Genomic DNA, 23,083 nt, shown 5'->3' with positions numbered 1-23,083 from the left:
TTTTTTATACAAGATCTGCAATATCAAGCAGAAGTCTTTCTGTGTCTGCCCAGCCAAGGCAAGGATCCGTAATGGATTTACCATAGATGCCTTCGCCGATCTTCTGGCAGCCTTCCTCGATGTAACTTTCAATCATTACACCTTTTACAAGATCACGAATATTTGTATTCTGGCTTCTTGAGTGGAGCACTTCTTTTACTATACGGATCTGCTCCTTATACTTTTTACCTGAGTTGTTGTGGTTGGCATCAATGATGGCAGCAGGGTTCTTGATATCACGCTCAGAGTACAGATAAGCAAGAAGACTTAAATCCTCGTAGTGGTAATTTGGTTGTGACTGACCATGCTTGTTCTGAGAACCGCGAAGAACACAATGAGAGAGAGGGTTACCGTTGGTCTTCACCTCATATCCTCTGTATACAAATGAATGAGGAAGCTGAGAAGCATAAACGGAATTCAGCATAACGCTCAAGGTTCCGCTTGTAGGATTCTTCATGCCGGCGGGAACACCAAATCCGCTGGCAACCATGCGGTGCTCCTGGTCCTCAACTGAGCGTGCACCGATAGCCACATATGACAATATATCTTCTACATATCCCCAGTTTTCGGGATAAAGCATCTCATCAGCTGCGGTTAAGCCTGACTCCTCAATAGCACGAATCTGCATATGACGCATGGCGATAAGACCTGCACGGAAATCTGTTTTTCCTTCGGGATCCGGCTGGGAAGTGATACCCTTATAGCCTTCGCCTGTTGTACGGGGCTTATTTGTATAAACTCTTGGAACAATGATAAGCTTATCCTTAACCTTATCATTAACCTTAGCCAGTCTTGATACGTAGTCGCAAACAGCGTCCTCATTATCAGCTGAGCAGGGGCCAACAATCACCATGAACTTATCGCTTGCTCCTGTGAGAACATCAGCTATTTCAGCATCGCGCTTTTTCTTAAGCTCTGTAAGCTCCTTCTTCATAGGGAACTCGTCGCGAATTTCCTCAGGAGAGGGGAGCTGCTGTATATATTGAAAAGACATAATAACAATACCTCCAAAATAATCTTATAGTATGTAATAATACCGAAAAAACACTCCGTTTACCACTATATCACTTTAAAGTCCGAAAGTAAACGCATAAAAATTAAGATGTTTCTTGATGATATATAATATGATACAAAAAAACCGCTCACAAATCTGTGAACGGTTTCACTAGCAGGGGAAGCAGGATTCGAACCCGCATGAACGGTTTTGGAGACCGCAATACTAGCCATTGTATGATTCCCCTATCCTTGACGCTCTGTGTCGCCAACGAAAGAAATTATAGCATAGGGAAAATACAATGTAAACAGTTTTTTTTAGAAAAAGCAGACATTTTTTGTAAGTCATTTTTGTAAGCAGATAATGAGCAGATGATGTACTGGTTATTTATCTGGCGATGTACTAGAATATTTGGGTAAAAGAGAAAAATACTAATATCAGATCGTTACGCTGAATTTGGAGGAAGTATGAAAAAGAAATTAGTGGCAGGAATTATGGCAGGGATGGTAGTATGCCAGATCCTTACCGGATGCAGTAAGACTGAAAATGAAACTATAGATGACGCCTATCGAACGACCTATGAAATTTTTGTGCGCTCTTTTTATGACAGTAATGGCGACGGAATAGGAGATCTTCAGGGAGTTATTGATAAGCTTGATTACATAAATGATGGCAATCCACAGACTGATGATGATCTTGGCTGCACACAGATATGGCTGATGCCGATATGCCCTTCACCGACCTATCACAAATATGATGTTACGGATTACTGTGATGTAGATCCGGAATATGGGACAGTAGAAGATTATAAGAAACTGATTGAAGAAGCGCATAAGAGAGGGATACGTGTTATAAACGACACAGTCATGAACCACTCTTCCTCACAGCATCCATGGTTTAAAGAGGCAGTGGGTTATCTGCAAAAGCTTCCTGAGGGAGCGGAGCCAAAAGCTGATGAGTGTCCGTATTTTGACTATTACAATTTTACCAAAGAGCCTCAGAAGGGATATGAGCAGGTAGCAGGCACCGACTGGTATTATGAGTGTCAGTTCTGGTCAGAAATGCCTGATCTGAATCTTGATAACGAGAAGGTACAAAAAGAATTCGCAGACATGGCGAAATTCTGGCTCGATCTTGGATGCGATGGATTTAGAATGGATGCTGTTACCTACTATACCAGTGAAAATATAGGGGAGAGCACCAGGGAACTTGAAACCTTTGTAAAGGCCGTTAAGGACATGAATCCGGATGCTTATATTGTAGGTGAAGCCTGGACCTCCTCTGAGAGCTATTCGAAATATTATGCCAGCGGAATAGATTCACTTTTTGATTTTGATTTTTCCGGTAGCGAAGGAATAATTGCCAAGTGTGCCAAGGGCAAGGCTTCTCCTGATAAATATGTTCAGAAACAGATTGAAGAGGACGAGCTTTTTTCTTCATATAATAAAAACTATGTAAATGCACCATTTTATACTAACCATGATATGGCAAGAAGCGCCGGCTACTACACAGGAAAAAAGGCGAGAGACAGCATAAAGCTATCAGGAGCCCTTAATCTTCTTATGAGCGGCAACGCCTTCATATATTATGGAGAAGAGCTGGGAATGAAGGGATCAGGGAAGGATGAGAACAAGCGCGCACCAATGCAATGGGATGCAGAGGGCTCCAAAGGAATGACCAAGGGACCTGAAGGCATGGATGAGCTTAAAATGTCCTATGGAACTTATGAGGAACAAAAAGCAGATCCGCAGTCAATTTACAATTATTATAAGAAGGCAATTAAGATTAGGAATCAGTTTCCTGCTATCTCACATGGAAAATGCAAGATACTTGATAATCTCACAGGAGAGAGGAATGTAGTCTGGATCAAAGATGCAGAAGAAAAGCTTAATGAAAATACAGACAGAACCGGCAAAGTTAAGAACGCAAAGGTACTTGTTGCATTAAATAACGGTGATGAACCTGTTACCATCGATCTTAGTAAGGATGAAGGGGCTAAAGAATTTAAGAAATTAGCAGCATCCCTTACAACAGGTGAAGAAGAGGCAGCTTTGAATGGAGATAAGCTTACCCTACCTGCCTTTGGTATAGCTGTTCTTACAAGCGATAAAAAATAGATACATTAATTATTGCGACTGCCTTTTTTCTTTTTGGGTTTATATGCAAGAGGTCTGAAGATAGTCATCCTTCCCGTCCAGCCGATTATTCTTGTTATGACTATTCCTGTAAGAACGCCGCAGCTGTCGATGAGGACATCCCTTTTTTGCGGTGATCGTCCTGATATGAAGGACTGGTGGTATTCATCAAGACAGGCGTATCCGACACAGATAAAACCTGCAACAAGAACCAGCGGAAATCCGCGAAGCCCGTAAACATATAACGGAAAAGCCACACTTATCGCAAGCAGCAGATATTCCGTAAAGTGTGCAATTTTTCTTATATAAAACTGATAAAACTCGCTGAGTTCTGAAATGTGCGCTGAAGTCCAGCCCTTATCGAGGACATCATTTGTCACGGTAAGAACTTCAACACCCACGCGATAACTCAGCTCAGAGCTGGTGTCACCGTCCTGACCGGAAAAATTGAAAATAAGCAGCATCATGACAATGGCCGGAATAAAGGACATGGGCTTAAGTACAAATCTCAAAGTCTGTTTTATATAAAGAAGAAAGTATTTCATATTGTCTCCATATATGCAAATTTATTAGCAACAAGTATAACGCAAAAACATTAATTGAACAAATTGCCATCTATACATTTTTTTTTCTTATGTTATAATTCATTGAGATAAAGATAACTCTTCGGAACCATGCACAGGTTCTGAGTTGACAAGTCGTTTTAATGAATGCGAGGGGGCAGTCATATGTTTGAAGGAAAAGACGGCGAGAACAGTATAGAGGATATTATTTCCCGATATAAAGATGATGTGGCATCTCTGGCAACTTATATTCCTTGGCTTAAGGAACATACCAAGCAACAGGTTGCAGAAAGCTATTCCAACAGTGAATTATCCAATTCAATGCCATTTCCTGTTTACGATTCTACATTACTTGGTTTCGTAAAGCAGGCTCAGCAGACAGGGATGATGAACCGGAATTATACGTATGTTTACACAAGGAATCACATCGCGAATTACAAGGATGAGCTTGAATTTATCAAGGATGCAGAGATAATGCAGATGGACGATCTTGCGGGAATTCTTTCCAAATACATTCTTGAAGGTCAGACGAAAGGAACTGTCTGGGCTGAGGGTGTATTTACCGGAGTACTTTATCAGCTTATTTACAAGATGGATGATCTGATTCATTTCTGGGGCACAACGTCGTATTGATTCGGAGTATTTCTCCGGGTTGATGAATTTTTTCTGCAGGAGTTTTTTTAAATGAGTGAGAAGTCTGCTCAGAAAAGAAAATACATTCTGGAAAAAGCCCGCGAGGTTTTTGCAGAAAAGGGATATAAAAATGTCACCATGAAGGATGTCGTAGAAGCCTGTGACATCAGTCGTGGGGGGCTTTATCTCTATTTTTCTTCTGTTGAAGAAATCTTCATTGCCGTACTGTCTGATGAGACTGAAGAAGACGATGATGTTATTGCTGCTCTTGGTAATGATGCTACAGCCGGCGATATGCTGGCTCTTTTCCTGAAAGAACAGAAAAAGGAAATCCTTCGCAAGAAGAACAGCCTTGTTATCGCTTCCTATGAGTATTTTGCAAATAAGGACATGCCTATTCAGGATAACCCTCTTCGTAAGCAGTTCGATGCAGGGGTTCAGATTGTCGAGACTTTAATTGAAAATGGTGTACGTTCAGGCGAATTTATTTGTGCCGATCCGTATGGATGTGCCCGCAACCTCATGTATGTGGTTGAGGGTCTTAAAGTATCCGCTAAAACTATTGGTATTAGCGAGGCCGCGGTTGACCGCGAATTGTTATATATTTTAGAGGGGTTATTGCCCGCAGATAATTAATCAGTGTTTTTCGCAACACTGATTTTATTTTGCATGAAAACATGCAGATAGAAACATTATTTAGGAGGAGATTTATGAGCAACGTCAGACGAGTCTATGTTGAAAAAAAGGCACCTTATGCAGGTAAAGCCAGGGAATTACGCAAGGAGATTAAGAGTTACCTCGGTATTAAAAGTGTATCTAAGGTAAGAGAATTTATCCGTTACGATGTGGAAAATGTTTCCGACGAGGTTTTTGAGAAAGCCTGCACAACTGTTTTTTCAGAGCCACCTGTTGATATTCTTTATCATGAAAATATAGAGGTACCTGAAGGAGCAAAGGTATTTAGTGTTGAGGCGCTGCCCGGACAGTTTGACCAGAGAGCTGATTCTGCAGTTCAGTGCGTCAGATTTATAAGAGGTGATGAAGAGCCTGTTATCCGCACAGCTGTAACATATATGCTCATAGGCGATATAACAGACAAGGAACTTACAGAAATAGAAGAGTATGTAATGAACCCTGTTGATTCCAGGATTGCAGACGAAGATAAGCCGGCAACTCTTGTTGACAATTTTGATGAGCCCGCAGATGTAAAAGTCCTGGACGGATTTAAGGACATGGCTGAGGATGAACTCCTTGAGCTCTATAAGTCCTTTGGTCTTGCAATGACATTTAATGACTTTAAGTGGATACAGCAGTATTTCCATGATGATGAAAAACGTGATCCTTCAATGACAGAAATCCGCGTTCTTGATACATACTGGTCAGATCATTGCCGCCACACAACTTTCGGAACAGAACTCAAAAATGTAAGCTTTGGTGAAGGCTTTTATGCTGATCCTATCAAGGCCTCCTATGATAAATATTTAAGTGCAAGAGAAGAAGTTTATGCTGATCCCGCAAAGAGACAGGAAAAGTTCATCTCACTTATGGACATTGCCCTTATGGGAATGAAGAAACTTAAGAAAGACGGTAAGCTCACAGACATGGAAGAGTCTGAAGAGAATAATGCATGTACTGTTGTTGTTCCTGTTGATGTTGACTATGGCAATGGCCCTGTAAAAGAGAACTGGCTTGTATTTTTCAAAAATGAGACACATAACCATCCTACAGAGATTGAGCCCTTCGGTGGTGCTGCAACCTGTCTTGGCGGTGCTATCAGAGATCCCCTTTCAGGAAGAGGTTATGTATATCAGGCTATGCGTGTAACAGGCGCAGCTGATCCGACAGTTCCTGTTGCTGATACATTAAAAGGTAAGCTTCCTCAGAAAAAACTTGTAAGAGGTGCTGCTTCAGGATATTCAAGCTATGGTAACCAGATTGGTCTTGCAACAGGCTATGTAAAGGAAATATATCACCCTGATTATGCTGCAAAGCGCATGGAAATCGGCGCAGTTATGGGTGCTGCTCCTCAGGAGCATGTAATAAGAGAAAGCTCTGATCCGGGAGATATAATCGTACTTCTCGGCGGAAGAACAGGACGTGACGGCTGCGGCGGTGCAACAGGCTCATCCAAGGCACATACTGCAGATTCAATCCTTACCTGCGGAGCTGAGGTACAGAAGGGTAATGCTCCTACTGAGCGTAAATTGCAGAGACTTTTCAGAAGACCTGAAGTATCTGAACTTATTAAAAAATGTAATGACTTTGGTGCAGGCGGTGTATCTGTTGCAATCGGCGAGCTTGCAGACGGTCTAGATGTAGATCTTGATAAGGTTCCGAAGAAGTATGCAGGTCTTGATGGAACAGAGCTTGCTATTTCCGAGTCACAGGAGAGAATGGCAGTTGTCGTTGATCCTTCTCAGGTTGATAAGTTCCTTGAGTATGCTGCAGAGGAGAACCTTGAAGCTGTTAAGGTAGCGGTAGTTACAGAGGATCCCCGCCTTGTTCTTAAGTGGAGAGGCAAAAAGATAGTTGATATCAAGCGCTCTTTCCTTGATACAAACGGAGCTCATCAGGAAACAGAAGTAGAGGTTCAGATTCCTAAGAAGGAAGATAACTACTTTAATAAATATGCAAGCGAAGCTGTTGCAAAAGCTTTTGAGAATAATGATGTTAAGAGTGCATGGCTTAGTGAGATGGAAGACCTCAACGTATGTTCACAGAAAGGCCTTGTTGAGATGTTCGATTCCTCTATCGGTGCAGGCACAGTAACCATGCCTTACGGTGGAAAATATCAGCTTACAGAGACTCAGTCAATGGTTGCCAAGCTCCCTGTTTTAGGAGGAAAAACAGATACCGTAACAATGATGGCTTACGGCTTTGATCCTTACCTCTCTTCATGGAGCCCTTATCACGGCGCAGCTTATGCCGTAACAGAATCTGTTGCAAGAATTGTTGCAACCGGTGGTGATTACAAAAAGCTGCATCTTACATTCCAGGAGTACTTCCAGAGAATGACAGCTGATAAGACCAGATGGAGTCAGCCGCTTACAGCACTTCTTGGATCTTTTGAGGCACAGCTCAGATTTGGAATAGCTTCAATCGGTGGTAAGGATTCTATGTCAGGCTCATTCTTCTACGAAGGTGATGAGAAGAGAGCATCAGGTGAGATCAATGTTCCGCCTACACTTGTATCCTTTGCTGTAGATGTGGCTAAGCAGAGTGACGTTATCACACCTGAGCTTAAGGCAGCAGGCGATTACCTGATAGAGCTTCCAATCGACAGAGATGAGTATGATCTTCCTGATTATGAGAAGGTAATGGCTCGTTACGATGAGATCCATGACCTTATGCAGAAGGGCTATGTTAAGGCTGCTTATGCTATTGACGCTTACGGTGTTGCAGCAGCAATCAGCCGCATGGCATTTGGTAACGGCTTTGGTGTTAAGATTGCAGGCTGTGTGAAAAATGAGGACCTTTTCACAAACAGAACAGGCAACATTCTCTTAGAGGTTCCTGCAGATAAGGCAGGAGATGTACTTGCTCTCAGAGAGGCAAGAGAGATTGGTCTTGTAACAGATGATGGTAAATTCACCATCGGTGATGTGGTAATAGATGAAGCCGAGGCACTTGCAAATTGGAAGAATAAGCTTGAAAAGGTATTCCCTTCAGTAGCACCTGTTTCAGAAGAGGATACAGAGAGCGCTGATAAGAAGAGCATCTTCGAGGATGGCGCTTTAACCAAGGAATACAAAGCTTCTGATATATATGTATGCAAAAACAAGACTGCTAAGCCTACAGTTTTCATTCCTGTATTCCCGGGAAGTAACTGTGAGTACGATTCAGCTCAGGCATTTGAGAGAGCTGGCGCTGACACTATAGTAAAAATCTTCAGAAACAGAAATGCTAATGACATTGTTGAATCTGTAGCTGAGTTCAAAAAGGCAATTGAAAAGGCACAGATCATCATGTTCCCCGGCGGTTTCTCAGCAGGTGATGAGCCTGATGGAAGTGCTAAGTTCTTTGCTACGGCATTCCAGAACGAGAGCATCAAGGAAGCAGTAAATGATCTTCTCCAGAACAGAGATGGTCTTGCACTTGGTATCTGTAACGGTTTCCAGGCTATGATCAAGCTTGGCCTTGTTCCTAACGGACAGATTACAGGTCAGAATCCTGAGAGCCCGACTCTTACTTTCAACACTATAGGACGTCATATTTCAACAATGGCATACCTTAAGGTTGTAAGTAACAAGTCACCCTGGATGCAGGGCGCTGAGCTTGGAGGAGTATATGTTAATCCGGCGTCTCACGGTGAAGGACGCTTCGTAGCACCTACAGATGTACTCAAAAAGCTCTTCGAGAATGGACAGATTGCAACACAGTACTGTGATCCTGATGGACAGGTACATCTTGATAATCTCTGGAACATCAACGGCTCCTATATGGCAGTCGAAGGTATCACATCACCTGACGGAAGATGCCTTGGCAAGATGTGCCATTCAGAGAGACGCGGCACAGGAGTTGCAATGAATATCTTTGGCGAGCAGGACATGAAGATATTTGAGAGTGGTGTTAAGTACTTTGAGTGATAAGCTATTTGCAAGCGCAAGCTCGAGAGCGCAAAGCGCGAAGAAATCCGTAGGTTTATCATGTATTAAAATATTCAGGAGGAGCGAATGAAAGCATTTTTGATTTTGGAAGATGGCACCGTTTTTAAGGGAAAAGCCATTGGAGCCAAAAAGGAAGTTATAAGCGAGATAGTTTTCAATACTTCCATGGCAGGGTACACAGAGGTGTTTACAGATCCGTCCTATGCGGGCCAGGCTGTGTGCATGACTTATCCTTTGATTGGTAACTATGGTGTCTGCAGGGATGACATGGAGTCAGAGCGCATATGGCTTGATGGTGTTATAGTACGAGAATTGTCTGATGTGGCATCCAACTTCCGATGCGATATGACAGTGCAGGAATTCCTTGAGGAATATGATATTCCCGGTGTGGAGGGAATCGATACCCGTAAACTGGTTCGTATCCTTCGTGAAAAAGGGACCATGAACGGAATGATAACTACAGATGAAAACTACAATATTGATTCCATCATTCCCAGACTTAAAGCATATAATACAGGAAAAGTTGTTGAGAAGGTTTCTTGTAAGGAGATAAAAAATATTGAAGGCAGTAAGGAACTTTCTGATAACGGTCCGATTTCCGGAAGCGCTGTTTTCAACAAAGATGACTACGAGGCTTCTCTTAAGGGAGACCTGTCTAAACGCGAAAAGAGACCAAGTACCGTAAGAGAGTTAAATGGTAAGGGCCTTAAGGTTGCACTTCTTGATGTCGGAGCGAAGGACAATATAGCAGCGTCCCTTGCGGCAAGAGGATGTGATGTTACAGTATATCCTTTTGATACCACGGCAGAAAAGATACTTGAGGGCAATCCCGATGGCATTATGTTAAGTAACGGCCCGGGCGATCCGAAGGAATGCACAGGGGTCATAGAAGAGATTAAAAAGCTCTATGCTTCAGATGTTCCGATTTTTGCCATCTGCCTTGGACATCAGCTTATGGCACTTGCTACAGGCGCTGATACCTATAAAATGAAATACGGTCACAGAGGTGGTAACCATCCTGTTAAGGACTTAGAGACAGGAAGAGTTTACATATCTTCACAGAATCACGGATACGTGGTTGATACTGATAAGCTTGATCCTAATATTGCGGTTCCTGCTTTTGTGAATGTTAATGACGGAACAAACGAGGGACTTAAATATGTGGGCAAAAACATATTTACGGTTCAGTTCCATCCTGAGGCCTGTTGTGGCCCGCAGGATAGCGGATATTTGTTTGACAGATTCATTAACATGATGATTAGTTCAGGAAGGAATAAAAATGCCTAAAAATAAAGATGTGAAAAAAGTACTGGTCATAGGTTCAGGTCCGATAGTAATCGGTCAGGCAGCAGAGTTCGACTATGCGGGAACTCAGGCCTGCCGCTCACTTAAGGAAGAGGGGATTGAAGTAATCCTTGTTAACTCCAATCCTGCGACCATAATGACTGATAAAGATATAGCTGATGAGGTTTATATTGAACCACTTACAGTAAAGGTTCTTGAGCAGATAATTGAGAAGGAAAAGCCTGACAGCGTACTTCCTACTCTTGGAGGTCAGGCAGGTCTTAACCTTGGTATGGAGCTTGCAGAGTCCGGATTTTTGGCTTCTCATGGAGTAAAGCTCCTTGGAACCACAGCTGAGACAATCAAGAAAGCTGAAGACAGACAGGAATTCAAGGATACAATGGAGAAAATCGGAGAACCCTGTGCTGCATCGCTTGTTGTACATAATGTCGAGGACGGTGTTGCTTTTGCAGATAAGATTGGATATCCCGTTGTACTTAGACCTGCATTTACACTTGGAGGATCCGGTGGCGGTATAGCCCACAACAGACTGGAGTGTGAGGAGATTCTTGAGAACGGTCTTAGACTTTCCAGAGCAAACGAGGTTTTGGTCGAGCGTTGCATCGCCGGTTGGAAGGAAATCGAGTACGAGGTAATCCGCGACAGTGCCGGTAACTGCATCACAGTCTGCAACATGGAAAACATCGATCCTGTCGGCGTTCATACAGGAGACAGTATAGTTGTTGCTCCTTCACAGACACTGACAGACAAAGAGTATCAGATGCTCAGAAGTGCTGCTCTTAATATCATAGACGAGTTGCAGATCACAGGCGGATGTAACGTACAGTTTGCACTTCATCCCACAAGCTTTGAGTACTGTGTGATTGAGGTTAATCCCAGAGTCAGCCGTTCATCAGCACTTGCTTCCAAGGCTACAGGTTATCCTATTGCCAAAGTTGCTGCTAAGATTGCTCTTGGTTATACACTTGATGAGATCAAAAATGCAATAACAGGAAAGACCTACGCCAGCTTTGAGCCTGCGCTCGATTATTGCGTAGTAAAGTTCCCGAGACTTCCTTTTGATAAATTTATTACGGCAAAACGTACACTTACTACTCAGATGAAGGCTACCGGAGAGGTTATGAGTATCTGCACCAACTTTGAAGGTGCCATGATGAAGGCTATCCGTTCACTTGAGCAGCATGTGGACTGCCTTACAAGCTACGACTTTTCAGAGCTTGATGATGATGAGCTTAAGGATCGTCTGACAATCGTAGATGATCAGAGAATCTGGGTTATTGCTGAGGCACTTCGCCGCGGTATGAGCCATGATGAGATTCATGAGATCACTATGATAGATCACTGGTTCATTGACAAGATCCATACCCTTGTAAAGATGGAACTTAAGCTCTTAAGACTTGGTGAAAAGAGCACAATAGCTCGTCACAAGGTTTCAGAGGAAAATGTTCCGGAGCTTGAAGAAGCTAAGAAAATAATCACCTTTGATACACTTCTTAAGGCCAAGAAGCTTGAGTATCCTGACAAGGTAATCAGCAGACTTACAAGATTTTCAGTAGACACTATTAAAGCACTTAGAGACTTCTATGGCATAAAGGCTGCATATAAGCTTGTTGATACCTGTGCTGCTGAGTTTGCGGCAGAGACACCTTACTATTACTCTGTATATGGTGATGCTGACGAGGAGAATGAGGCAGCAGGAAGCAGTGATGTGAATGAATGTAGCTGTGAACCTGAAAATGGAAAAGCTGCAGATGGAAATAATGCCGGACAGTCAGGACAGAAAAAGAAGATACTTGTTCTTGGCTCAGGTCCTATCAGAATCGGTCAGGGTATTGAGTTCGACTATTGCTCAGTTCACGCTACATGGGCATTTGAGAAGGCCGGATACGAAACAATTATTATCAACAATAACCCTGAGACTGTTTCAACTGACTTTGATATAGCCGATAAGCTCTACTTTGAGCCACTTACACCTGAGGACGTTGAGAATATAGTTCGTCTTGAGAAGCCTGACGGAGCAGTTGTTCAGTTTGGCGGCCAGACAGCTATTAAGTTAACTCAGGACCTTATGAAAATGGGTGTTAAGATTTACGGAACTAAGGCTGAAGATGTAGATGCGGCAGAGGACAGAGAAATCTTTGACAGAATCCTTGAGGAAACAGGGATCAAGCGTGCTGAGGGTGCTACTGTTTACACAGCTGAGGAAGCAAAGGAAGTGGCAAACAGACTTGGCTATCCTGTTTTGGTAAGACCTTCTTATGTACTTGGCGGACAGGGAATGCAGATCGCACTCTCAGATCAGGAAATTGAAGAGTTTATCAACATCATAAACAGAATTGCTCAGGATCATCCTATTCTTGTTGATAAATACCTGCAGGGTATTGAGACTGAGGTAGATGCTGTATGTGACGGTGAGAACATCGTAATCCCAGGAATCATGGAGCATATCGAGAGATCAGGTATTCACTCCGGTGACTCGATTTCTGTATATCCTGCTCAGTCTCTTTCAGACAAGGTTAAGCAGACAATTGCTGATTATACCGCAAGGCTGGCAAAGGCCCTCCATGTTGTGGGTCTTATAAATGTACAGTTTATAGCAGTTGGTGATGAGGTTTACATTATTGAGGCAAATCCCAGATCATCAAGAACTGTTCCATATATCAGTAAGGTAACCGGAATTCCGATAGTAGATCTTGCAGCTCAGGTTATGATGGGCAAAAAACTTGTTGACCTTGGCTATACTCCGGGACTTCAGCCTGAGGCAGAGCATATTGCAATCAAGATGCCGGTATTCTCATTTGAGAAGATAAGAGGCGCTGAGATAAGCCTTGGACCTGAGATGAAGAGTACTGGTGAATGCCTTGGTATCAGCAAGTCCTATAGTGAAGCTCTGTATAAGGCATTTCTAGGTGCCGGAATCAGACTTCCCAAGCATAAGCAGATGATCATCACTGTAAAGGATTCTGATAAGGGTGAAATTATCGATATAGCAAGACGCTTTGAGAAGCTTGGCTACATAATTTATGCCACACGCTCAACAGCAGATACTTTGAACGAAAACGGTGTTAAAGCCCGCAAGGTTAACAGAATCAGTCAGGAATCACCTACGGTCATTGACCTTATTCTTGGACACAGGATTGACCTTGTTATCGACACACCCACACAGGGACGTGACAAGACACGTGACGGATTCCTTATCCGCCGCACTGCGATTGAGACAGGTGTTAATGTAATAACAGCACTTGATACAGCAAGAGCACTTGTTACAAGCCTTGAGGATGCATATAAAGAGGATACCCTCGAGCTTGTTGATATTGCAAAGATATAAAATTACTAAGAGCTACACTTTTGGAAAACAATGGTGTAGCTCTTTTTGATAGAGATAGTAAAAAGAAGAATGTTAATCAGAGATAATAAAAATGAGAATGTTCATACGGAACGTAGAAAGTATATAATAAAAAGCAAAAAGCAGGGATAAACAGATTATGGTTAAGATTGATTTGATTACAGGATTTCTTGGATCCGGAAAGACCACATTTATAAGGGAATATGCCAAATATCTTCTGTCAAAAGGTGAAAAAATCTGCATTATCGAAAACGACTACGGCGCTGTAAATATAGATATGGTGCTGCTTAAAGATCTCTATGGTGATAATTGTAATCTGGAGATGATAGTTGGTGGAGACGGTGCTGAAGCTCACAGAAGGAGATTTCGGACAAAACTCATATCAATGGGCATGAGCGGATATAACAGAGTTATCATTGAACCCTCCGGAATCTATGATGTAGATGAGTTTTTTGATGTGCTCTATGATGAGCCACTTGACAGGTGGTATGAGATAGGCAATGTGATCTCAATAGTTGATGCAGGAGCTGTAGGCAATCTTGAAGGCATGTCCAGGTATCTGTTTATGTCTGAAATAGCCAGCGCAGGGAAGATACTTATAAGTAAGCTTGAAGCTGTAAATGGTGATGGTGGAACCAAGAAAATTGCTGACCGGGTAAATGCCATCATGGCTGAGTTTGGACTTGGAAAGGTCGAAGTAAGTGCTGATAATACAGAAAAACCATGGTTTAATAAGGCGAAGGATTTTATAGCAAAGCCTTTTAATGAACTTAATGAGGATGACTTTAAAGCTATAAGCACCTGCGGCTACAGACATGCGTCTTATGTGAAACTGCCACTTGAGGATAAACAGTTTACGCCGCTTTTTTACTTTGATGTAGAGATTCCTGAGGATATTCTTATTCAAAAGGTAAAGGCACTTTTTAAGGATGAGGCAGCAGGACACATTATCAGAATAAAGGGCTTTGTAAGAATATGTGATGACAAAGGAAAGCCCGGAAATGATGAGACAATAAATAACAAAGAGTATAATAAGCAGCTTGAGCTAAATGCGACAGAAAAAGAGATCAACATAAATCCTGTAACTGCCAGCAGGAATGTCCTTATAATTATAGGAGAGAATCTAAACAAGGAATATATTAACGAAATCTGGAAAGATTACTGCAGCGTAGTTTCACTATAAATATCCATTTTTCGAAGGTTACAATTATTAAAGAATATTAGGTTGCACTGATTCAAAAAAAATAAAAAAATTTTTTGGATCAGTGCAACATTTTTTTATGCCCATCTGTATATAGAGTAGAACAGCAAAAAAGTCACTTTTTCAGGGAGGAAGATGACAAATAAAAAGTCATTCTAGGATAAGAATAAGTGGCAAAGATAATTCTTCATACTACGGAGGGAAAAAGTTATGAGAAGAAAAATGAGAGTTGCATCAGTTGTTATGAGCATCATTATTGCAGCAGGTTCTGTAAGCGGATGTGGAAGGAGCAGTACCGATTCGGCGGCAAGTACAGAGAACTATTCAGAATCTGTCAATGTCGACAACAGCTATAGCGAATCGGCTACTGATGAGGGCTATGCTGAATCAGCTTCGGATGAGACTTATGCTGAATCAGCAATTGAAGGCGAGAACTACTACGAAGAAAATGTGGGAGCTGCTATTGAAACTGAGGAGAAGTCAATAGGCAGCGCAGATCCGGCCATGGCAGCTGAGTGCTATGAAGAAGATGAAACATCTGCAGAGATGTACGTTCCTTATGAGAAGGATTACAACACAGAGTCATATGAAAAGCCTGAAGAGAACGGATATGACCTTGTAGCTTCAAAGCCACTTTCCACTTTTGCTGCTGATGTTGATACCGCTTCATATTCAAATGTCAGAAGAATGATTGAGGATGGATATCTATTATCAGATATCAACCCTGAAGCTGTAAGACCTGAGGAATTCATAAACTATTTTTCATATGATCTCAATAATCCGACAGGTAAGGATAAATTCGGAATCACAACCGAGATAGCTCCCTGCCCATGGAACGAGGATCATGAGCTTATGTTTGTTGGTATGAAGACAAGAGACATAGATATGTCAGAAGCTCCCGACAGTAATCTGGTATTTTTGGTAGATGTATCCGGCTCAATGGATGAGCCCAATAAGCTTCCTCTTTTACAGAAATCTCTCACTGAGCTGGTGGATACACTTCCCGGTAAGGACACAATATCTATTGTGACATATTCCGGACAGGAGGCTGTTCTTCTTTCAGGTGTGAATATGAAGGACAAGACCAAGATCAAGAATGCAATTGACAGTATGTCTGCATATGGCAGCACTAACGGAGAGGCCGGAATACAGAAGGCTTATCAGATAGCAGAGGATAACTTTATTAAAAACGGCATCAACAGAATCATCATGTGCACAGACGGCGACCTTAATGTAGGTGTGTCCAATCCTGATGACCTTGAGAAGCTTATTACTGAAAAGAAGGACAAAGGAATCTTTTTATCAGTCCTTGGTTTTGGTGAGGGCAATCTTAAAGATGATAACCTTCAGAGACTGGCAGACTGCGGAAATGGTAACTATTCATATATTGATTCTCTTTTCGAAGGCAAAAAGGTACTCGTTGATGAGATGGGATCAACTCTTGTAACAGTTGCCAAGGATGTGAAGCTCCAGGTTGAGTTCAACCCTGCAAGAGTAAATTCTTACAGACTTATCGGATATGAGAACAGAGTCATGAATGATGCTGATTTTAATGATGATACCAAGGATGGCGGTGAAATCGGTGCAGGTCACAGCGTAGTAGCACTTTATGAGATAGTTCCTCAGGGAAGCCAGAGTGCTATCAGCCTTAAGTACCAGGATAAGGAAAAGGAAGAAGTAAAAACAGACGGCAAATACAGTGATGAATATGCAACAGTAAGCGTTCGCTATAAAGAGCCCGAAGCAGATAAGTCACAGCTTTTCTCAATAGTTGTGGGCGATAAGAATTTTGATGAGAAGGGAAGTGAAAACATCAGATTCGCAGGCCTTGTTGCTGAATTTGCAATGATCCTGTCAGATAGTGAGCACAAGGGAACAGCTACACTTCAGGACATAATCGACGGCTATAAGCAGGTAGAGAATAAGGATGAGTACAAAGATGAGTTTAATCAGCTTGTAAGAATGGTAGCAAAAAGAAGCTGATAGATGTTATACTTATGCAGGTAAATGTTAGAAATGGGGAAATGGGAATATGTACACATTGGTACTGCATAAGGAAGAAGTTTTAGAGGGAACAAACTATAATAGTTTAAACAATACATTTTTAAATATATGGAACTCCTGTACTAAAGCGGGCAGTGATCTGCTTGCAATAGTACTGGCTTCCATCAGGCCGGGATCCGTGCTTGCAAAGGCAGCAAAGATTTTGGCTATAGCAGTAAAGGCTTCAGCTAATTCGATAAGGGAAGCAGCTACAGGCGAGTCTGTAACTGCATTTGGGAATCCTGCGGAGAGAGCGGGAGCCTTACTTGATAAATATGGCAACGCTATTTTGAGAACGGCATATTCATATCTTCACAACATGAGTGATGCTGAAGATATTGTTCAGGATACTCTGATCCAGTACATAAGGAAGGCACCTGTATTTGAAAATGATAACCATGAAAAGGCATGGCTTATAACAGTTGCGTCTAATCTTAGTAAGAACAAGATCGATTATCTGAATGTACGAAAAGCTGACGAGTTATCAGAGGAGCTTGTTGCGGAGAATAAGGAAGACCTTGCATTTGTTTGGGAGGCGGTTAAACAGCTTCCGGAAAAGTACAGGGAGGTAATACATCTGTTTTATCAGGAAGGCTATTCAACAAAAGATATAGCCGGGATATTAAAAAGAAATGAATCCACTGTGCGTTCTGACTTAAACCGTGGAAGGCAGCAGCTTAAAAATATTTTGAAGGAGGGATATGACTTTGAGTAAATATAATGAAGTTATGGACAATCTGGTCATAACAGACGAGATGCGAAAAAGACTCCTTGAAAATATTGAGAAGGAAGTTGCAAACGATAACAATGATATCAATGTTAGAAGTGATAAAGACAGCTCAGAGAATGAACCATATAGCTTCCAGACAGTAAATATTGATGATCATGACAAAAAGAAAAAGAATGGCTCATCAGGTAAGATAGTAAGATTTGTAGCAAGGTATGGTTCAAAGGTAGCCGTATTTGCTCTTATTACACTGGGGACTGTCGGAGTTATAAAGCTTGTTGGCCTGGACGGTAACAAAAGTTATGAGTCGGCAAGCTCAGATATGGCTATGGAAGTGGCTGATAGCTTAGAGCCTACAGAGGCAGCAGATGATTTTGGAGCATATGACAGCACTGAAGGTGATGCATATGAAAGCACGGCTGACAATTCATATGAGAGTGCAGCTGAAGAATCAGCACAATATAGCGAACCTATTAAGGATGGCATAGCTGCTGACAGCTCTGAAGAAAACAATCAAAAAGGGGGAGCTTTAGCCCCTATCATTGAGGAGCCAAGATCCGTTGACAGTGCAGATCCTTCTGCAAACAAAGATGATGCAAAGCTAGAGATTTCCGAAGGTGCATATGAAGAAACTGAGGCGGCAGCAGACTCTTTGGATGAACTTACTATTACTATGGCGGGAGATGTTTTGATCCATACTCCTATAGCAGAGGCTGCAGTAGATAGCGATGGTAAGTACAATTTCGATTTCCTGTTTGATAATACGAGGGACGTGATATCATCAGCTGATATCGCAATTGTTAATCAGGAAGTTATCATAGGCGGCAAGGAGCTTGGGGTAACCGGATATCCTTCATTTAATGCTCCCTATGAACTCGGTGATGCGCTTGTAAATGCAGGATTTGATGTAATATGTCACGCTACAAATCACGCACTTGATAAGGGTAAGAAGGGAATTCTTAACGCATGTAACTTCTGGAAAAACACTTATCCGAATATTACAGTTGCCGGCATCAATGAAAATGAGGAAGAATATGACAAGGTAAGGATTGTAGAGAAGAATGGAATGAAGATAGCTGTTCTCAACTATACTTACGGAACAAATGGTATAAATCTTCCTTCTGACATGCCATATGCAGTAAATCTTCTTGAAAAGGATAAGGTAGTTGCTGATCTTAAGTATGCTGAGAAAAATGCAGACTTTACGGTTGTTTGTCCTCATTGGGGAACTGAGTACAGCCACGTAATAGATGACATGCAGAGAAAATGGACAGAAATTTTCAGGGAAAACGGTGCCGATCTCGTTATCGGAACACATCCTCATGTAATAGAACCTATAGAAATGCTTGAGGACAGTGATCGTCGTATCACCAACAACCATGGCAATGGAGATATGCTTGTCTACTATTCAATCGGTAATTTTGTAAACTGGACATCCGATTCAGGCAGCAGCATAGCTGATCGCATGGTTGGCGGCCTTGCAGATATAACACTTAAGCGCGATGCAAACGGTGAGGTTGTAATAGATGATTACGGCATAAAAGCTGTAGTATCCCATGTTGAGGAAGGACCTGAAAAGGTAACGGTTTATCCTCTGAGTGATTACACGGATGCTCTGTCTGATAAGAATGAGATAATAAAGCAGGATCCAGAGTTCTCAAAGAATTATTGTGAAGCTATCTGCGATGATGTCTGGGGAGATCTTTGGAAGTAACAATAATCATTTAGGATACGTGCTGAATAATTGCTATACTTATGCCGGTATATATGGTTTTTACTAAGGAAAGATGGAGTCGGTATGGAAATAACAACCCTTTGCTATATTGAAAAAGATGGTAAATATCTGATGCTTTATCGCGATGCGAAAAAGAATGACATTAACGAGGGGAAGTGGATTTCTCCGGGCGGGCACTGCGAAAACGGTGAGAGTCCAGACGACTGCGTAAAGCGTGAAGTTACTGAGGAGACAGGGCTTACGCTAAAATCCTGTAAGTTCAGAGGCATAGTTACCTTTTATTCAAAGGCGACGTGTGGCGAAAGAGACGGGCTTTATTCTGATGAAGAAAAGAATCCCTTTAGCAAGGATGTAACTGATTATATGTGCCTTTTTACATCTGACGATTTTGAAGGAACATTAATTCCTTGCGATGAGGGAACACTTGAATGGGTTCCAAAGGAGAGTGTATCAGGCTTAAATCTTTGGAAAGGTGATCTTATTTTCCTAAAGCTGATAAGTGATCCAAAGCAGCCGTTTTTCTCATTAAAACTTGTATATGAAGGTGATGAATTAAAAGAAGCTGTTCTGGACGGAGATATAATTGATCCGGATAACTATATATAGAATATTGAATTTCTGAGGGAAAAAACCTAAAAAACCACCAACCCGGGTGAATTGCCGGGAATGGTGGTCTTTTTGTTTCATATTTCGCGAGCATTATTCATTTATTATTCTTGTCAGCAAGGAATTATACGTTTTCTGTTTTTCTGAATATTCTATAATAAATCAGCAAATTGCTTGTTCTCCGGAAGCGGATGCTTCAACTCGTTAAGCATGCGGAATTCGGAAGGCGTATATCCGGTACTCTTTCTGAAGGCCCTGGTGAAAGCAGGACTACTGGCAAAACCCGACTGGTATGCAATATCTGTTATAGACACGTCGGGATTAGACAAGAGCATCTGAGCGTAGTTTATTCTTTTTTGCTGCAGAAACTGGTAAAAAGTAGTGCCTGCGTAATCATGAAAAATGCGTGCAAAATGATATTTACTAAAGCCTGCGTAATCCGCAATGTTTTCCAGGGTTATGTCCTCGGTAAAATGCTCGGATAGATAGGCACATACACTGCTTAATGACAGACTGTTCCTGAATTCTGAAACATCGTGAATGCTGTCGTACCTCTGAAACAAATTCAGGTTTTTGGAAGCAAGAGCTATGAACTGCATGAGAACAGAATAAATCTCCAATTCTCCGAAGGGTTCAAGCTCTGTAAAGGACATGAGACTATGACCTTCTGTACCTTCGCACATTTCAACTGGCGGCGCCGATCCAAAATATATTTCCTTGATTTCATCGATCCAATGACATAGCTTCTGATAAATATCAGGAGGACAAGTGCTTTTCTGAATATGAAGTGCAGGTGACATAAGCCTGAATGCCTTTTCAAGTTCTTTTAGCAGAGTGAGTCTTGAAAAATCAGCCTGAACATAGACACGCTCTCCCGGAGATGTTGAAAATATCTCATGTATGACAGCGGGACATATTACAAGGATATCACCTTCTGCCAGATTGTGGGTCTGATTGGCGCATATTACTTTATAAGTTCCTTCTTTGGGACATATTATTTCGATATCTGTATGCCAGTGAGGAGGGTAGTGAGTATACTCCTTGTTGATGTACATTCTAAGACTTGTGTTTTTTTTGTGCTTGACGCTCTCTTTTGAACTCGCTATCTGTCTTTTCATAAAAACCTATCCTTAAAGCGCTAAAAAAATAACGTGTTGAGTTTTATCGTAAAAAACTATCGATAAAGTCTTTAGCAATATTGCGATGTCCTGAAATTGCCATTTAACTTTTATTGCTTGTTTTGTAATTTATACTTTTTTTAGAAATTATGGACATTATACCATAAGAATTTATAAATAAAGATGTAAAATATGTCAAAATGCACATCTGATATTTGGTAAGTATTAATCAATAGGGCAAAATGCACATTTAAAAAAGCAATAATTGTTAATTATACAGCAATATTTAGGACGCAATAATTATCGGACTAATTTAGCATATTGTGTAAAGAAACAGATAACTGTTTAAGCAATCCGGTATTTTCAGAATTAGGAGGTGGGGATATCGGTAAGCTAACGTGAAGGAGGTTTTGTATGAAGAAAAAGGTATTTGCTACATTTCTTGCAACAGCTCTGACTGTTACATCAATTGTAGGATGTGGCTCATCCACATCAACACCGGCTCCGGCTACAGACGGTGGGGACACACAAAAGGCTGAGGCTACCGATACTACTGAAGCTGCAGACACAACAGAGGCTGCTGATACAGCAGAGTCTACTGACACAGCTGAGGCTACAGAGACCACAGATGCAGCTGCAGGCACAGGCAAGCAGACAGATGGTAAGAATCTTCCGACTCTTACAACAGAGCCCTTAACAATTACTCTTTGGGATATTGCTACAGAGGATCCCGGAAAGACCACACAGGAAGGTGCTGTTCAGAGATTTATGGCTGATTATCCTAACATCACTGTTGAGCAGGTTCATCAGCAGAACGATACTTATAAGCAGCAGCTCGTTGTAGCAATGAGCTCAGGCCAGGCTCCTGACATGTACATGCACTGGGGTGGCGGCCCTATGGCTGAGTATTACAAGTCCGGTTTTGCTAACGATATCACAGAAATGTATGCAAAATACGATCATCCGGAATTCATCGATGCAGCTGTTGCACAGTCAACATATGATGGAAAGCTTCTTGCAATTCCTTTCGGCGGACTTTCAGGATGTGACATCTACTATAACAAGACAATATTTGCTGAGCAGGGTATTGAAGTACCTCAGACAATCGATGATCTCGAAGCAGCTTGCGCAAAGCTTAAGGATGCAGGATACATTCCTTTCGCACTTGCTAATGCTTCAAAGTGGACAGGTTCCATGTACTACATGTACCTTGTAGCTCGTCACTCAGGAAATGCTGAATTCGATGCAGCTTATACACAGGAAAATGGCGGATCATTTACAAGTCCCGCATTCATATTTGCAGCTGAGAAGATTCAGGATTGGGTTAAGAAGGGATACTTCCCGGACGGCGTTAACTCTCTTACAGCTGATGACAACCAGGATAGAGCACTTATGTACGACGGCTCTGCAGCAATGATGCTTCATGGCTCATGGCAGTCATCCGGTATGAAAGCTGATAACGCAGACTGGTACACAGAGAACATCGGCGTATTCCGTTTCCCTGAAGATGCAGAAGCTAAGGCTGCAGGCGTTCCTCAGGACGTTGAAATCGGAACAGCTATCGGTAACGGATTCTCATTCAACTGCTTCAAGGAAGACGGCTCTGTAGATCAGGAAAAACTTGATGCATGCTATGTACTTGCAACTCAGTACTACAATGATGAAACTTACAACAATGATCAGGTATCTGTAGGTTCTATCCCTTCAATCAAGGGCTACGGCGCTGAAACAGTTGATGATCCTAACGATAAGTATGTTGCAGACGTATTCTTCAACGCATCAAACGTTCAGCTTTGGTATGACCAGTACCTTCCTGCATCTGTAACAGAAGTTCACAAGAACTGCATGACAGAGCTCTTTGGTCTTGAGAAGACTCCTGAAGAAATCGGACAGGAACAGGATGAAGCTATGAAGAAAGCAATTGCCGAGAACTAATACTTAATTGAATAATCAAGTTTAGCTGCGGCAGGAACTAAAAAACCGCTGCCCGCAGGAGATGTATCCTGCGGGCAGTTTTGCATAATTGTCTAA

At 41.9% G+C, this 23,083-nt stretch carries 15 protein-coding genes and 1 tRNA gene; 12 read left to right on the top strand and 4 right to left on the bottom strand.

Translation table 11 applies throughout. From position 1 onward, the window contains the following. Positions 1–4 precede the first annotated feature (4 nt). The gene (locus tag ACHCNF_RS03820) at positions 5–1,033 is read right to left on the bottom strand and encodes a 3-deoxy-7-phosphoheptulonate synthase (RefSeq protein WP_408071476.1); all 1,029 of its coding nucleotides are present in this window, start codon (positions 1,031–1,033) and stop codon (positions 5–7) included. A 175-nt stretch (positions 1,034–1,208) separates the two neighbouring features. Continuing rightward, positions 1,209–1,280 (bottom strand) — tRNA-Trp (locus tag ACHCNF_RS03815). A gap of 220 nt (positions 1,281–1,500) precedes the next feature. On the opposite strand from ACHCNF_RS03815, the gene ACHCNF_RS03810 reads away from it, so the two are divergent. Then, positions 1,501–3,150 carry an alpha-amylase family glycosyl hydrolase gene (locus ACHCNF_RS03810; protein ID WP_408071475.1) on the top strand — a complete coding sequence of 550 codons (1,650 nt, stop codon included), beginning with the start codon at positions 1,501–1,503 and terminating at the stop codon, positions 3,148–3,150. 5 nt (positions 3,151–3,155) lie between these two features. Here the strand turns inward: ACHCNF_RS03810 and ACHCNF_RS03805 are convergent, their stop codons facing one another. Then, positions 3,156–3,713 carry a VanZ family protein gene (locus ACHCNF_RS03805; RefSeq protein ID WP_408071474.1) on the bottom strand — a complete coding sequence of 186 codons (558 nt, stop codon included), beginning with the start codon at positions 3,711–3,713 and terminating at the stop codon, positions 3,156–3,158. Positions 3,714–3,896: 183 nt separating this feature from the next. Here ACHCNF_RS03805 and ACHCNF_RS03800 point away from each other — a divergent pair, with 183 nt between their 5' ends. The 10 genes from ACHCNF_RS03800 (at position 3,897) to ACHCNF_RS03755 (ending at position 19,934) form a co-directional block, all read left to right on the top strand. Then, positions 3,897–4,364 carry a hypothetical protein gene (locus ACHCNF_RS03800; protein WP_408071473.1) on the top strand — a complete coding sequence of 156 codons (468 nt, stop codon included), beginning with the start codon at positions 3,897–3,899 and terminating at the stop codon, positions 4,362–4,364. Positions 4,365–4,415: 51 nt separating this feature from the next. Next, positions 4,416–5,000, top strand: coding sequence for a TetR/AcrR family transcriptional regulator (locus ACHCNF_RS03795; RefSeq protein ID WP_408071472.1), 585 nt, complete (start codon positions 4,416–4,418; stop codon positions 4,998–5,000). Between the two features lie 74 nt (positions 5,001–5,074). Then, the gene (locus ACHCNF_RS03790; RefSeq protein WP_408071471.1) at positions 5,075–8,950 is read left to right on the top strand and encodes a phosphoribosylformylglycinamidine synthase; all 3,876 of its coding nucleotides are present in this window, start codon (positions 5,075–5,077) and stop codon (positions 8,948–8,950) included. A gap of 87 nt (positions 8,951–9,037) precedes the next feature. Beyond that, positions 9,038–10,258, top strand: coding sequence for a carbamoyl phosphate synthase small subunit (locus tag ACHCNF_RS03785; protein ID WP_408071470.1), 1,221 nt, complete (start codon positions 9,038–9,040; stop codon positions 10,256–10,258). After that, the gene (gene carB / locus ACHCNF_RS03780) at positions 10,251–13,604 is read left to right on the top strand and encodes a carbamoyl-phosphate synthase large subunit (protein ID WP_408071469.1); all 3,354 of its coding nucleotides are present in this window, start codon (positions 10,251–10,253) and stop codon (positions 13,602–13,604) included. Before ACHCNF_RS03785 ends, carB begins: the two co-directional genes overlap by 8 nt. A gap of 157 nt (positions 13,605–13,761) precedes the next feature. Further along, on the top strand, positions 13,762–14,805 hold the full coding sequence (locus ACHCNF_RS03775) for a GTP-binding protein (RefSeq protein WP_408071468.1): 1,044 nt from the start codon (positions 13,762–13,764) through the stop codon (positions 14,803–14,805). 228 nt (positions 14,806–15,033) lie between these two features. Then, positions 15,034–16,806, top strand: a complete 1,773-nt coding sequence (locus ACHCNF_RS03770; RefSeq protein ID WP_408071467.1) for a vWA domain-containing protein — start codon at positions 15,034–15,036, stop codon at positions 16,804–16,806. Positions 16,807–16,855: 49 nt separating this feature from the next. Then, the gene (locus tag ACHCNF_RS03765; protein WP_408071466.1) at positions 16,856–17,581 is read left to right on the top strand and encodes an RNA polymerase sigma factor; all 726 of its coding nucleotides are present in this window, start codon (positions 16,856–16,858) and stop codon (positions 17,579–17,581) included. Then, positions 17,574–19,307 carry a CapA family protein gene (locus tag ACHCNF_RS03760; protein ID WP_408071465.1) on the top strand — a complete coding sequence of 578 codons (1,734 nt, stop codon included), beginning with the start codon at positions 17,574–17,576 and terminating at the stop codon, positions 19,305–19,307. Before ACHCNF_RS03765 ends, ACHCNF_RS03760 begins: the two co-directional genes overlap by 8 nt. Positions 19,308–19,391: 84 nt before the next feature. After that, on the top strand, positions 19,392–19,934 hold the full coding sequence (locus tag ACHCNF_RS03755) for an NUDIX hydrolase (RefSeq protein WP_408071464.1): 543 nt from the start codon (positions 19,392–19,394) through the stop codon (positions 19,932–19,934). A 152-nt stretch (positions 19,935–20,086) separates the two neighbouring features. Here ACHCNF_RS03755 and ACHCNF_RS03750 read toward each other — a convergent pair whose 3' ends face one another. Next, entirely contained in the window at positions 20,087–21,052 is a 966-nt protein-coding gene (locus ACHCNF_RS03750; RefSeq protein ID WP_408071463.1) for an AraC family transcriptional regulator, read from the bottom strand. Positions 21,053–21,466: 414 nt separating this feature from the next. Between ACHCNF_RS03750 and ACHCNF_RS03745 the strand changes: the two genes are divergently transcribed. Beyond that, the gene (locus tag ACHCNF_RS03745; RefSeq protein WP_408071462.1) at positions 21,467–22,987 is read left to right on the top strand and encodes an extracellular solute-binding protein; all 1,521 of its coding nucleotides are present in this window, start codon (positions 21,467–21,469) and stop codon (positions 22,985–22,987) included. Positions 22,988–23,083 lie beyond the last annotated feature (96 nt).

It is taken from the genome of Butyrivibrio sp. NATIVEDY162 (assembly GCF_045999815.1).
GTDB lineage: Bacteria > Bacillota > Clostridia > Lachnospirales > Lachnospiraceae > Butyrivibrio.
The sequence above is the reverse complement of the archived record's forward strand: the minus strand, read 5'-3'. Positions and strand labels throughout refer to the sequence as shown.

Excerpts from the sequence above, each read along its gene's own strand:
- ACHCNF_RS03750 (WP_408071463.1), bottom strand. The coding sequence starts at position 21,052 with ATGAAAAGACAGATAGCGAGTTCAAAAGAGAGCGTCAAGCACAAAAAA.
- ACHCNF_RS03770 (WP_408071467.1), top strand. The coding sequence starts at position 15,034 with ATGAGAAGAAAAATGAGAGTTGCATCAGTTGTTATGAGCATCATTATT.
- ACHCNF_RS03745 (WP_408071462.1), top strand. The coding sequence starts at position 21,467 with ATGAAGAAAAAGGTATTTGCTACATTTCTTGCAACAGCTCTGACTGTT.
- ACHCNF_RS03820 (WP_408071476.1), bottom strand. The coding sequence starts at position 1,033 with ATGTCTTTTCAATATATACAGCAGCTCCCCTCTCCTGAGGAAATTCGC.
- ACHCNF_RS03755 (WP_408071464.1), top strand. The coding sequence starts at position 19,392 with ATGGAAATAACAACCCTTTGCTATATTGAAAAAGATGGTAAATATCTG.
- ACHCNF_RS03810 (WP_408071475.1), top strand. The coding sequence starts at position 1,501 with ATGAAAAAGAAATTAGTGGCAGGAATTATGGCAGGGATGGTAGTATGC.
- ACHCNF_RS03765 (WP_408071466.1), top strand. The coding sequence starts at position 16,856 with ATGTACACATTGGTACTGCATAAGGAAGAAGTTTTAGAGGGAACAAAC.
- ACHCNF_RS03800 (WP_408071473.1), top strand. The coding sequence starts at position 3,897 with ATGTTTGAAGGAAAAGACGGCGAGAACAGTATAGAGGATATTATTTCC.
- ACHCNF_RS03805 (WP_408071474.1), bottom strand. The coding sequence starts at position 3,713 with ATGAAATACTTTCTTCTTTATATAAAACAGACTTTGAGATTTGTACTT.
- ACHCNF_RS03795 (WP_408071472.1), top strand. The coding sequence starts at position 4,416 with ATGAGTGAGAAGTCTGCTCAGAAAAGAAAATACATTCTGGAAAAAGCC.
- ACHCNF_RS03775 (WP_408071468.1), top strand. The coding sequence starts at position 13,762 with ATGGTTAAGATTGATTTGATTACAGGATTTCTTGGATCCGGAAAGACC.
- carB (WP_408071469.1), top strand. The coding sequence starts at position 10,251 with ATGCCTAAAAATAAAGATGTGAAAAAAGTACTGGTCATAGGTTCAGGT.
- ACHCNF_RS03785 (WP_408071470.1), top strand. The coding sequence starts at position 9,038 with ATGAAAGCATTTTTGATTTTGGAAGATGGCACCGTTTTTAAGGGAAAA.
- ACHCNF_RS03790 (WP_408071471.1), top strand. The coding sequence starts at position 5,075 with ATGAGCAACGTCAGACGAGTCTATGTTGAAAAAAAGGCACCTTATGCA.